Origin of the sequence: Rossellomorea aquimaris, assembly GCF_000935355.1 — a bacterium.
In the GTDB taxonomy this organism is placed as follows: Bacteria; Bacillota; Bacilli; order Bacillales; family Bacillaceae_B; genus Rossellomorea; species Rossellomorea aquimaris_B.
This window is the reverse complement of sequence record NZ_JXZC01000003.1, coordinates 336,542-348,864: the sequence shown is the minus strand read 5'-3', so window position 1 is coordinate 348,864 and position 12,323 is coordinate 336,542. Positions and strand designations below refer to the sequence as shown.

The 12,323-nt window shown below is 41.9% G+C and carries 15 protein-coding genes; 6 read left to right on the top strand and 9 right to left on the bottom strand.

Annotation, left to right across the window (positions count from 1 at the left end):
- Nucleotides 1–20 precede the first annotated feature (20 nt).
- From TV75_RS11285 to TV75_RS11260, 6 genes are all read right to left on the bottom strand, one after another.
- Nucleotides 21–641 carry a kinase gene (locus tag TV75_RS11285; RefSeq protein WP_044338829.1) on the bottom strand — a complete coding sequence of 207 codons (621 nt, stop codon included), beginning with the start codon at nucleotides 639–641 and terminating at the stop codon, nucleotides 21–23.
- A gap of 12 nt (nucleotides 642–653) precedes the next feature.
- On the bottom strand, nucleotides 654–1,097 hold the full coding sequence (locus tag TV75_RS11280; RefSeq protein WP_044338828.1) for a cytidine deaminase: 444 nt from the start codon (nucleotides 1,095–1,097) through the stop codon (nucleotides 654–656).
- 59 nt (nucleotides 1,098–1,156) lie between these two features.
- Complete coding sequence (locus TV75_RS11275; RefSeq protein WP_044338827.1) at nucleotides 1,157–1,723, bottom strand: histidine phosphatase family protein; 567 nt, start codon at nucleotides 1,721–1,723, stop codon at nucleotides 1,157–1,159.
- Complete coding sequence (locus TV75_RS11270) at nucleotides 1,720–2,304, bottom strand: class I SAM-dependent methyltransferase (RefSeq protein ID WP_044338826.1); 585 nt, start codon at nucleotides 2,302–2,304, stop codon at nucleotides 1,720–1,722. The genes TV75_RS11275 and TV75_RS11270 overlap by 4 nt, the downstream gene beginning before the upstream one ends.
- A 35-nt stretch (nucleotides 2,305–2,339) precedes the next feature.
- A complete protein-coding gene (locus TV75_RS11265; RefSeq protein WP_044338825.1) occupies nucleotides 2,340–3,011 on the bottom strand; it encodes a Type 1 glutamine amidotransferase-like domain-containing protein in 672 nt (223 codons plus the stop codon).
- A 73-nt stretch (nucleotides 3,012–3,084) separates the two neighbouring features.
- Nucleotides 3,085–3,663, bottom strand: a complete 579-nt coding sequence (locus TV75_RS11260) for a histidine phosphatase family protein (RefSeq protein WP_044338824.1) — start codon at nucleotides 3,661–3,663, stop codon at nucleotides 3,085–3,087.
- A 421-nt stretch (nucleotides 3,664–4,084) separates the two neighbouring features.
- Here TV75_RS11260 and TV75_RS11255 point away from each other — a divergent pair, with 421 nt between their 5' ends.
- Nucleotides 4,085–4,267: a CsbD family protein gene (locus TV75_RS11255; protein ID WP_044338823.1), complete on the top strand. Its 183-nt coding sequence runs from the start codon at nucleotides 4,085–4,087 to the stop codon at nucleotides 4,265–4,267.
- 181 nt (nucleotides 4,268–4,448) lie between these two features.
- On the opposite strand, the gene TV75_RS11250 is transcribed toward TV75_RS11255, so the two are convergent.
- The gene (locus tag TV75_RS11250; protein ID WP_044338822.1) at nucleotides 4,449–4,865 is read right to left on the bottom strand and encodes an HIT family protein; all 417 of its coding nucleotides are present in this window, start codon (nucleotides 4,863–4,865) and stop codon (nucleotides 4,449–4,451) included.
- A 262-nt stretch (nucleotides 4,866–5,127) separates the two neighbouring features.
- Here TV75_RS11250 and TV75_RS11245 point away from each other — a divergent pair, with 262 nt between their 5' ends.
- Genes TV75_RS11245 through TV75_RS11235 form a run of 3 tightly spaced genes read left to right on the top strand, consistent with a single transcriptional unit; the run spans nucleotide 5,128 to nucleotide 8,920 of the window.
- Nucleotides 5,128–7,239: a BglG family transcription antiterminator gene (locus TV75_RS11245; RefSeq protein WP_044338821.1), complete on the top strand. Its 2,112-nt coding sequence runs from the start codon at nucleotides 5,128–5,130 to the stop codon at nucleotides 7,237–7,239.
- A 19-nt stretch (nucleotides 7,240–7,258) separates the two neighbouring features.
- Entirely contained in the window at nucleotides 7,259–7,525 is a 267-nt protein-coding gene (locus TV75_RS11240; protein WP_044338820.1) for a PTS sugar transporter subunit IIB, read from the top strand.
- A 27-nt stretch (nucleotides 7,526–7,552) separates the two neighbouring features.
- Entirely contained in the window at nucleotides 7,553–8,920 is a 1,368-nt protein-coding gene (locus TV75_RS11235) for a PTS ascorbate transporter subunit IIC (protein WP_044338819.1), read from the top strand.
- 172 nt (nucleotides 8,921–9,092) lie between these two features.
- Here TV75_RS11235 and TV75_RS11230 read toward each other — a convergent pair whose 3' ends face one another.
- Entirely contained in the window at nucleotides 9,093–9,707 is a 615-nt protein-coding gene (locus tag TV75_RS11230; protein WP_044338818.1) for a TetR/AcrR family transcriptional regulator, read from the bottom strand.
- 653 nt (nucleotides 9,708–10,360) lie between these two features.
- On the opposite strand from TV75_RS11230, the gene TV75_RS22360 reads away from it, so the two are divergent.
- Together TV75_RS22360 and TV75_RS11220 are read left to right on the top strand one after the other, a co-directional pair.
- Nucleotides 10,361–10,753: a hypothetical protein gene (locus TV75_RS22360; RefSeq protein ID WP_253275513.1), complete on the top strand. Its 393-nt coding sequence runs from the start codon at nucleotides 10,361–10,363 to the stop codon at nucleotides 10,751–10,753.
- A 643-nt stretch (nucleotides 10,754–11,396) separates the two neighbouring features.
- A complete protein-coding gene (locus TV75_RS11220; protein WP_044338817.1) occupies nucleotides 11,397–11,942 on the top strand; it encodes a hypothetical protein in 546 nt (181 codons plus the stop codon).
- A gap of 124 nt (nucleotides 11,943–12,066) precedes the next feature.
- Here TV75_RS11220 and TV75_RS22115 read toward each other — a convergent pair whose 3' ends face one another.
- Nucleotides 12,067–12,207 (bottom strand): hypothetical protein, encoded by a 141-nt coding sequence (locus TV75_RS22115; protein WP_172655710.1) that lies wholly within the window; start codon nucleotides 12,205–12,207, stop codon nucleotides 12,067–12,069.
- Nucleotides 12,208–12,323: the final 116 nt, after the last annotated feature.

The following is a 12,323-nucleotide window of genomic DNA, read 5'->3' as shown; positions in this document are numbered from 1 at the left end:
ACAAACGATCAAAACGATTATTAACTTCTGTGTATATAATCAGCGCTCTCTTTCGGATTTACATGCTCAATGTAGTGATCTTCGGCTAACCAGTATCTTCTTTTATACTTATCAAGCCTTGCTTGATCATCACCAAGATATAGGTCACGATTCAAAACTCTTTCAGCTCTTACTTCATGTGAACAATCCATATAGATCATAAAATCAACATATCGGCGCCACTCTTTCCTTTGTAAGAAAACACCTTCGATCAGAATGACAGCAGACGGCGCCGGATGGATTGGTTTCATTCTGATGGTATCGGTTGGAGGATGATAGAATGGCAGAGTAATAGAGCTGCTAGCATGCAGCTTTTCAAACAACTCTCTTTCGATCATTCCAATATCCCATTGGAGGAAATAATATTCATACCATTCTTCATTCCCGGTCCCATATCGTTTATGGGTCTCAACAATGTGATCATCAAGGTGAAAGATGTGAGCCTCAAAACCCTCCAGCTCTAATGCATGTCGAAGCTCATTTGCAATCGTGGACTTACCTGCTCCTCCTAATCCATCGATCCCCACAATGAAGCGCCGATTTTCCTTGAAATCTTTTTGATATCTGGTTAACAGCGTTTCCTTTACTTGAAAGATAGACATCTCCCTACCTAGTCATTCCTTATTTTCTTCAACATCACTACTATACTTTTCCGGCAACAGTTCCAACACACGGCACTTAACCAGTTCTCCATTGTAAGAAATGATGACATCAGTATTTTCTCCATAATCACTTATTAACTCCCGGCACATTCCACACGGGGCGACGACCCAACATTTCTCTATATCTTCGTGTGGATGGGGATGAGCCACTGCCACAATCGTTTCAAATTCGTGGTCTCCTTCAGAAATCGACTTCCCGATGGCCATCGCTTCCCCGCATACCGTGATCCTTCCAACGTTCGCTTCTACGTGCACAGCTGAATAAACCTGTCCGGATACCGACCTGACAGCGGAACCAATGTGATGTCGCCCGTATCGATAATTCTTTTCGATGACCTTTTCCGCTTCCCTGATTAATTCATAATCTCTCTCATCTAACGGTCTAACTTTTAACATGACAATTGTCCCCCTTGGTTGTTCATTTTAATAGTTCGGTGAAATGGATTTCCGGTTAATCACTCCCATAGTCTTTGAACACCCACGAATTCCTGACCTTTGAATTCCATTCTATACATATCAGGTTTAGATGTACGATGTAAGAATTCCAAACCAAATCGGCTATCGTAGTATCCCATCATCAACGTCATAATCGCTCCGTGGGTACCTACCACCACTTTCTTTCCTCTATAGGCATTTAATAATTCTTTTAGTGCGTTTATGGCTCTTTCTTGACATTCGGCATTTGACTCTCCACCCTTTAAAGCGAAGTCCGGTTCTGAAAAGGACTTCTCCAACAGTGGAACTAATTCCTGATCAGAAATCCGGTCGTCTCGGGCAGAAAAGATTCTCTCTTTTAAATCTTCAACCACTGTCACTTCCTGTCCTATTTGGTGACCAGCCTTTTCAACAGTTAACATGGAGCGCAGGTAGGGACTTGATATCACAGCATCGATTTCTTCCTCTTTCAAAATGGCCGATATCCGTTCGGCATCCAGTAAACCTTTTTGAGTTAAACCTCTTGTTCTTTCATTGCCTTCCTTAGGTGAATCTCCGTGCCTGACCATATATATGAATGTGTTCATCGTTTTTCTCCGTGATTCACGACTGTTTTAAAAGCATCAACAATCAAGGAAGGAAAAGCAAGTTTGTCCCCCTGGTTTCTAGGGTCGAACTTCTTGGAGCGAAAAATTACCCCGTCAGCTTCGTCCCAATGGTTTTGATGAAAGTTTCCTTCTTCATCAAAATGCTCCAGTAAGGTCACTGTAAACCCGGCACATTCAAACATGTCCGTCAACGTTTGATAATTGTAAACGATCTTATGACTCGCAGCCGGGTGATCTATTGGACCAGGGCCTCCAACCTGGACAATGCTTTGATACGTTTCATCGGGGAAATAGCCGTCCGGAACAGCGCATCGAATATACCCGGAAGGCTTCAGGTATTTCCTGCATATTTCAGCCGCCTCTATTCCTTCTTCGTACGTAAGGTGTTCCCAGACGTGTTCAGCCAAAATAGCATCGATTGAACATTCATCGAACCTGTTTTCCCAAGTACGTTCGTCCAATAAGTCTACTTCCTCTTCCTGTGTGTGGATCCAGCCGGGATTGTTGACGTATTCTCCTGCTCCGATCACAATTTTCATTTCATGTGGATTTTTGCTCATTCAGGAATGCCTCTCTTCATTGTATTTCTGTTGATCTATTTAACGATCTCATCGGGATTGACGACTTTTATATCGCCTTCCCTAAAAATAGTAGCAGGAGATGAGCCTGCGACTCTCACTATTCCGTCATGAAAAAAAACACCCGTTTCTTCCGGGAGCGCGATGACAGAATACCCATATTTCTTCACATATTCTTTAATTGAATCATCGCTGCTATTTTCATAGTGACACCATATTGAATAGCCACCAAAGCAACTCAAGCCTTCAAAGGTCTTTAAATCCGTATGATTCGGGTCCATATGCGAGGATGTTAAAATATCCCTCCCCAAAACAATGGCCCCGGCACTCCCGCCATATACAATTCCATTGTTGTCTACATACTCTTTTAGAATCTTATCAAAACCTGTCTCCCGTAAGTCGTTTAGCAGATTGAACGTATTTCCCCCGCCGATGTAGATGGAGGAGAAAGTACTTAAATCCTCTAAAGACTTGGCCTCCAAATCAGTCCACATTTCTATTTCATTTATGCCTAGAGGATTAAACACACTATGTATCCATTTGTAACAATTTTCATAAGGAATTTCCCCCTGCATCGCAATTGGGATATACAGCATCGGCTTAGTAAGATCCAGTACTTTAACAAATTCCTTATCGATCATTTCTGACTGTTCCTTATCTCCTCCTCCAGAAAGAAATAAGTTCATCATACATACCTCCTAATCTTCCTAAACAAGAATCGTCCCGACAATCCACATTTCTCTCATTATTAATCATCAAAGATCAGTTTAAGTGTTTCGTACAGTTATATAAACTACACTCCCACCTTTCTTCTGCATGATTTAAAATAGTAATAGACGTATTATGGATATAAGTCGTCTGGAATTTCTGAGGGAGTAATTGTTGCAATGTTAACCCGATAAAGGCGCCGTGACTTATGACCAATATTCGTTTTCCTTTATATGAATGAACTGTATCCTTCAAAAAATCGATTCCTCTGTTAGATACGTCTTCAAATTTTTCCATTCCAAGCTCTAAATCACGCCACTTACTCCCCCATATCTTCACTCTCTCTTCCTCTGTCGTTCCTTCAATTTCGCCACAGTTAATTTCTCGAATCCTTTCATCCACATGACTGATGGGTAAATTTATTTTACTTCCAATAATCTTTGCGGTTTCAATCGCCCTTGATAAGTCACTCGAAATAACCATATCCCACTTTTCTTCCTGGCCCAGTCTATCTCCAATATCAGATGCTTGTTTTCTGCCAATCTCATTTAAAGGAATATCACTTACTCCCTGTGCCTTGCCTAAGGAGTTCCAATGAGTTATTCCATGCCGAATCAATCCGATTGTTGTCATTCTCCCACCCTTCCCTTATGTATCCATTCTAAACCTGCTCAATGGCACTTCGAGTTCACCAATCGTCCTTTCTCCCTTCCAATATCAATTCGATCCAAGGTGATTTTATGATTAGTCCTTTCATTCTTCCTCTCCTTTGAACATTCAACACTTTAAGAATCTATAATATGCTTCTCTTTAACTAGACCGCCCATCAACTTACTACCAATTATTCCAAAACATCCCATTAAACTCAATCATTAATTTCTTAAAAAAGAAGCATACCCTATTCTGGATAAACTACCGGCGGAGCCAAATATTTCTTTCTTGTTACTCAATTAGCATAAATTGCTATTACTTTTTAACTACCGTTTAGTTTATTTCAAATCTCATTTGGATATTGAATAATAAGAAAAAAAATTATAGAAATGAGGTAGTGAAAATGCGAGTAAATGAAGATCAGGTAAAAGGAAAGAGAAAGCAGACAAAGGGAGATTTGAAGAAAGGTTTAGGTAAACTTATTAACGACGATTCTAAAATTGCGGAAGGCGAACGCGACAAGGATAAAGGAAAGATGCAAGAAAAGGTTGGTGATGTGAAGGAATCCTTTAAAAAGAATTGGTAACGGCAATCAGAGGGTTTCCACTAGAGCTTCTTTATGGCTGACAGCAAATAAACCATGAAAGGACGATTCTCCTGCTTTTCCAACAAGCAGGAGAATCGTCCTTTTTCATCACTAACATTAGTCAGTCCCCATCAGGAACACGGTTCGCGGTCACATTAGCCTAAAAATTCTTGTCGTCTACTTACTTATTCATTTTCAGCCCTCCCCTTTTATTCTCAGGTTGCTTCAGCCAATAACGGACTCCTTTTCCAGCCAAGGGTTCGTCGTTATATCTCGGTATGACGTGCAGGTGACAATGGAAAATAAACTGATTGGACACTTCTCCTACATTCCAACCAAGTGTATATCCATCTGGGGAAAACTCTTGGTCTACGTATTCCTTTGCCTTTTGTAATAGTTCGTATGTATCGTTCCATTCTTTTTCCGTTAATTCAAATGCATTTGCATGATGGTTTTTCGGAACAATGACGCCGGACCCTTCTAATACATCCTGATGCTTGTTATGCTGCAGGAAATAACAGGATTCGTTTTCAAATACGATGTTTTGGTCTTTGTCCTCATCTGGATTGCAGAATGGACAGGTTTCTTGATCGCTCATAAACTTTCCCCTTTCTTATTTCTCTTTTTGGCATTCTCTTAATTCCAATTATTTCAAACTCCTATACGATTGACAATCCCAGCTTCCCTCTCTGATGCCCTCTTCACCCATCTGTTCATTTTTGCAAAATCACCCCATACAAACTCTACACATTGAAAACCCTTTCACAACAAGCGAATAGCCCTTATACTAAACTCATAAGATGATCATCTAATAAACTAACAATACAATTATGCAAAAATGATAATAGAGGGGGATCCCCATGGTACTGGATAAAAGGCGTGCACACTTATTATCCATCATTCAGCATTCGACGGCCCCGATTCCGACCAAGGATCTGGTGGCCAGGATGAATTTGTCTCAACGGACCATTTATTACGACCTGGATCAGATTAATAGTTGGTTACGATCTCAAGGATTAGAACCCATTGAAAGTAAACATGGCAAGGGATTGTTTTTGCCTCCTGGATCGAAATCGAAGTTAATGGTTTCGAAGGATCAAGGTTTCGAAGATTGGCAGTATCAGTTATCGAAAGAGGAACGAGAAGTCCTGATTAAAGCCAAAATAGTATTAGAAGAAGAAGATGCCTCGATGCAACGGTTCATGGAACTGACAAGCATGAGCCGCGGGACGATTGCCAAGGAGATTAAAGAGATCAAGCAAGAGTTCAGGGAAGCCGGTTTGCGGTTGTATTACAAGAAAGGTTCAGGATACCGTTTGAGTGGTCCTGAGGATGCGAAAAGAACGGTGCTTTCGAATATCCTGGCAACCATCTTCTCGCAGCCGGATTGGCAGAACGTCCGGAACGAGGTCCATAAGATGATCCAGCCGGAAGCCGCCACGTGGTCACATGAAACGGATCAAAGGCGCCTGGTGAGAGAGGTTCTTTACGAAGCCGAGAAGGAATTGGGATTGACGCTGACAGATGAAATGGTCGAGATTCTGTCCCTGCAGATCTTGATGATCATGAAGAGAATCGAGCTGCAGGAGTATATTCTTGTTCCAGAAGCAGAAAAGCAGGTCCTCAAGCAAACAGAAGCATACAAGGCAGCCCTGCATATTACGAATAAACTTGGAAACGTAAAGGAAGTCTCTTTTCCCGATGATGAGGTTTGCTTCATTACGATGAATCTGTTGGGATCAAAAGTTCAGCAGGATAACTTCAAGCGCTATACCGAACGGGAATTATCCGGTCTGAAGGAAGTCGTTCAACAGATGATTGATGATTTTCAAATTTACTCCTGTGTGGTGTTCGACGATAAAAATGGACTGGAAGAAAATCTGATTTCCCATATTAAACCGACGTATTATCGCCTGAAGTACGGGCTATCGATCGCGAATGATCTGGCGGATAGCATTCAAAAGACCTACCCGGACATCTTCCATTTGACTAAACGCGTGATGAGGCATTTGGAAATGTATGTCGGGAAGACCATACCCGACGCGGAAGTCGCTTATATTACCCTGCATTTTGGTGGATGGTTGACGAAAGAGAAAAAAAAGGTCGAGACAAAGTTCCATGCCGTCATTGTTTGTGAGAATGGGATCGGGACTTCGAATATGCTCCGTACCCAATTAGAGAACTTGATTGCCGGGCTGAATGTCATCACCACAATCTCCATGAGGGAATATCGAACGAAAGAGTACAAAGCAGACGTCATCTTTTCCACCAATTATATCAAGGAGAAGGATATTCCCGTTGTCCATGTCCCAGCCATCTTGACGAATCTCGAAAAGGAACGGGTCATCCAGCGTATGAATGAGCTTTTCGATTCGCAGCCTGAGGAAAAGAATATGACCGATCACCTGATGGATGTCATCAAACGCCATGCGACGATCCATCAAGAAGATGCACTGAAAAAAGAATTGGTCCACATTTTAGACCAAAATACTCCCCGAATAAAGGAGATCAGAAAGCCTATGCTCAATGAATTATTGACAGAACAAACGATTCAGCTCAAAGACCGTGTCTCGAGTTGGGAGGAAGCCATCAAGGTGGCAAGCCAGCCACTCGTCGACCAGGAGTCGATTCGCCCGGATTATGTTGAGGCCATGATCACGAACGTAAAGGAACTGGGTCCTTACATTGTCATTGCACCAAATATCGCGATCCCCCATGCACGTCCGGAGACAGGCGTCGAACAACTGGGGATGAGCTTCCTTCGACTCAAGGAACCCGTTTACTTTTCCGAAAAAGAAAAGCATCGCGCGCAGCTCATCATCGTGCTTGCGGCAATCGATAATCAAACCCACTTAAAGGCACTCGCACAGCTGACAGAACTCTTATCCAATGAAGACAACGTGGAAAAGTTAATCTCAGCAAGTGATCGTCAAACCATTATTGAATTAATCAATCAAACAGTAGAAGTATAAATCAGAGGAGGAAATTAAAATGAAAAAAGTATTAGTCGTATGTGGAAATGGATTAGGAAGCAGCATGATCGTAGAGATGAACGTGAAAGCAGCACTTAAAGATATGGGAAAAGAAGCTGAGGTGTCCCACACGGACCTGACAACAGCCAAGACAGAACAGGCGGATCTTTTCCTGGGTTCTGAGGATATCGTCGAAAGCCTTGAAGACGGCCGCAAGAATGTCGTGAAATTGAAGAACCTGATGGATAAGAACGAACTCCGCGCAGCACTGGAACAAAATATCTAGTCCACTAAAACGGAAGGAGCGATACAAATGGTTGATATCATAATGAAGGATATACTCGGTACACCCGCGATCCTTGTCGGTTTATTCGCCTTAATCGGGCTCCTGATTCAACGCAAGAATTCAGGGGATGTCGTGTCCGGAACCCTTAAAACGGTCATGGGCTTCGTCATCCTCGGGGCGGGTGCGAATGTACTCGTCCAGTCCCTCGGGCAATTCAGCAGCATGTTCAATCATGCTTTCGAAGTCGACGGGGTGATCCCGAACAATGAAGCCGTCGTCGCCCTTGCACAGGAAAGCTTTGGTACGGAGACAGCGATGATCATGCTGTTCGGTATGGTTGTCAATATTCTGATCGCACGATTCAGTCCTTTTAAATATATCTTCTTAACCGGACATCATACCATGTTCATGGCTTGCTTGATCGCTGTCATCTTGACCACAGGAGGATTCACCGGGGTACCATTGATCATTCTCGGTTCGATCATCCTCGGTGCACTGATGGTCCTGTCGCCTGCGATGCTTCAGCCTTTCACCCGTAAAGTCACCGGGTCTGATGACTTTGCCGTCGGCCACTTCGGATCGATCGGATATTTGGTTTCGGCTGCGGTCGGTAAAGCAGTTGGAAAAGGTTCTAAATCGACAGAAGAAATCAAAGTTCCAAAGTCACTCGGCTTTCTCCGTGACACATCCGTCTCCGTATCATTGACGATGGTCATCCTGTTCTTTATCGTGGCAGGTGCAGCAGGTCCAGCTTTCGTTGAAGGAGAATTGAGCGGCGGACAAAACTTCCTGGTCTTTGCCTTTATGCAAGGGATCACATTCGCCGTTGGTGTGTATATCATTTTAGCCGGGGTACGCATGCTCCTTGGTGAAATCGTCCCGGCCTTCAAAGGGATTGCGGATAAAATCGTCCCGAATGCGAAACCCGCCCTTGATTGCCCGGCCATCTTCCCATTCGCAGGGAATGCCGTCATCATCGGTTTCTTATTCAGCTTTATTGCTGGTCTTGTCAGCATGTTATTTTTACCTTTATTAGGATTAAAAGTAATCGTACCGGGACTTGTCCCTCACTTCTTCACAGGTGCAGCTGCCGGAGTGTTCGGCAATGCAACCGGCGGACGCAGGGGTGCTGTCATCGGGTCGATGGCGAACGGTGTCATGATCAGCTTCCTGCCGGCCCTCTTGTTGCCGGTTTTAGGAAACTTAGGATTCCAGGGAACAACGTTTGGAGATGCAGACTTTGGATTGGTCGGCATCGTGCTTGGAAACCTTGTCACCTTGATTGAATCGAATATGATTGTTTTTGCTTCAATCATTGTCCTTCTTGCCGTCCTCTTCTTCATCAGCTTTAAGTCAAAGGGGACTGGGGAGGAGGAAGAAACAGAAGTAGCATAGCATGAATGTAGCCACCCTCTATGTTTGTTGAGGGTGGCTACTTATTTTGTTTGATCCTTTGCTATTCTATCGTTGTATCGAATGCTGGAATATCGCCTGCTTCAGCCTCAACCAGATTGTGTATGATGGCAGTTAGACACTGATTACCCGTCCACAGTCTTACATATTCTAATTACTTTGGACCAATACCTTCCCAAAAAAGGTCAACCAAAGCTTGTGCTGTTTTTTGGGGACCACCTAGTTCCTCTATTAAATCTGTTTTATTACGAATCATTGCCACTGTAGAAAATGCATGCGCAAGCAGTAATGGATTTGTCACCACTATCTCCCCTTTTTCCATGGCTTGCTTGAATATACCTTCCAGCGCCCTATGAACTTCCCTCTCGGCACCTCGAATTTCCTGAATATGATTCTCTGTCAGTGAGAAAGCAGCTTCTTTTAATAACGTTTCAAAATCAATGTGGGGTCTCATTAGATGATCCAGTGTGACTTCATATAATTTGTGCTTCAAGCCATTAGAACTATGTAATAGTTTCTCTGTTTGTATTGTGATTCGTTGGAACATACTTGACACAGCCACTGAGAATAGGTTTGCTTTGTTTTTAAAATAATAGTAAACGCTAGCTTTGGTCACACTGCATGCCTCAGCCACCTGCTCCATGGAAACACCCTCATATCCATATGTTAAAAATAGATGTGCAGATGTCTTTAAGATTTTCTCCCTCGTTAGATTGTTCTCGATCTTTATTTTTGGTCTTCCAGGTTTTTTAGGTAACTCGCTATTCATGGGTACCTCCTTGATGTTCAAAAAAAATCCATTATTAATCATTTGATTAATTAACCTTCGAGTATATATAATTAATGAAGATATACTGACTGAATCCATTGTAATAAATTTAGGTAAAAAAACAAATGTAGAAAAAGCCTTTTATACATGATCACAAGATTGGATCATGTTCAACCCGACTGAAACGATTACGTTTGTGATGCTCATACTAAGTATAAAGTAAGGGCTATCACAAAAGAAACGTAAGTATTCATCTCGCTCAGAGATAGCCTGACATTAAACGGTGGTGTGAGTCAGCTCTTTACCTTTGGAAATTGATTTATTCATAAGTAACAATCGTATTTATTTAAAAGAATACGAGAATGGAGGGAATCAAAATCGATACATTTCTTTTTAGCTTCTTCTCAATTGCTTACGTCGTGATTTTGGTTATTGGAGTGATCAGTCTTAGAACTTACAAAATAAAAAGTTTAGTTTTTTTATTGCCCGTTGTTGTCGGCCTTATTTATGACAACGGAATCATAGCAATAGGTCAGTTCATAGGGGAAGGGTTACGATTAGAACGATTAAACCTCGCACGTTTTTGGATACATGCATGCTTCACACCTCTTCTCGTGTTATTTTCTTGGAAAACATTGAAACAAGGAGGAGTATTGTGGGCTAAGAAACCTTTAAGTACATTTTCTGCCTATGCATTGACTTTTTCATTGGTATTATTTGAACTTTTTACTGAGGTATCAGGACTTCACTTAGTGGCAAATATGGAAAACGGTGTCCTAAGCTATAGCTCTGACGAACCTTCAATCGGCCCGCCCCTAATGGTATTGGTAGTTTCACTTGTATTACTTGTGGCTTCAATCATCATCTGGATTAAACAAAAATGGAAGTGGTTTTTTGCCGGTTCCCTTGCCATGATCATCGGAAGTGCTGTAAGTTTACCGATCGATAGCGGAGCCATCACAAATTTCTTTGAACTAGGCCTAATAACCTCCTTGCTCGGTACGGCAATCTTCCAGAGTAAAAATATCACAAAAAACTCCCCTTAAGAACCCAGAGTTAGGTTTTCTGAAAGGCTCTTTTCTTAAAGATTGTTGCTTTTTAAACTTAAGTTCTGCTTGAGCGCTGTCAATCAGTATGTGCTTGATGGTGATGGGAACTGCTCCGCTTGCAACTAGCGTTCGCCTGAGCCTTCTCAGGTTAGAGGAACAGGGTCTAGGCACGCCCGAAATTCTCCGGAGTCTACGTAGTTCCCATCACCATCTTTAAACGTTTTTTAGTGACAGAGCTAAAGGTGTAAAAACGAACTAATTAGAAGAAAGAATTCTTCTTCAATAGGACATTAATTCTACTCACCTAAAAAAAGATTGTTTGCTAAAAGTCTTATTTTTCACTAATTCTAACAAGGACTTATGCTCAGAAAGTTGATTGGAGCGGAAGGATGCTCGACTCCTGCGGGAATAGCTGGACAGGTGAGACCCCGGAGGCGCAGCCGAGGAGGCTCACCGCCAGCCCCGCGGAAAGCGAGCATCCTGGAGCGGAAATCAACTACTACTCTCTTCCTTAAGATAACCACAAACTTTGCGAAAAGAGCCTTCTGAAAAAACACGAGTTAAAAATGACAATACTGACTAATTGATACCCTTAAATATAATCGAGAAATCTAAATACTTTATAAAAGGTGATTTTTGAATGATAACAATTCAGACATACATTTCAAAAAAAGACTGCAAAGAGATGACCTTAAGTGGTGCCATCTATCGTGATTTTTCACAACTTGACGCACCTTTGTCAAAAGAGTATGGAAATAATCAATTAAAGAAATCAGATGGAATTTCAATCTATGGTGCTGTTGAGATCTCCATCTATCAAAAACCTCTTTCTACCTTTAATGAATGGGATGATGTTGATGAATTATGGCTTTCCCTTCTTGAATCTCTGAAACACTGCTTGAAATATGGCCATGGTATTAGCGGCTTCTCGAGGCGGACATTGGATTGGGAAATGAAATTAATAAAAGAAGATAAAAACGACTCTATATTATTCACTTGGAATCATTGGGATGCAGGTTGGAATACCGTTTATGAAATGATCACAGTTTGTCTTCCCAAAAATAAATTGGTGGAGAGCTTATTGGCTGAAGGATCACTTTATGTTGACTTTCGGAAGTCTTTATCGGACAGTGGTCCCAGTAGTAAAATGGAAAGATTGATTGATGAAATTAAATCCTTTAACTAGCGTAAATATCTATTAATGTAATGCGAGTAGCTTTCATTAGAAGAATGATAGGTTTAGGTTCTGGGAAAAGTTGAATATCGGAATGATGAGTACAGGAAGCCACGGGGACAGGTACCTTGGCTTTTTATAAATCATGCCAAGAAACCTGTCCTTCTGCCCCCTGGCTTGACTCTTCATTCCCCATAACCATATTTAAAAGGAATGAAGTCATCAAACCTGATATGGATATAAACAGCGCAGCCAGTCCCATTTTGCTAAGGCTCATGCCACTCCATCCACCAATCGCTAAACCGATCAACCAGCATGCGGCAGATAAAAGGATGAGAACGAAAAAAGCTTCACATAAAAAAAGAATGGATTTTTCCGGATTTTTGTAAAGCC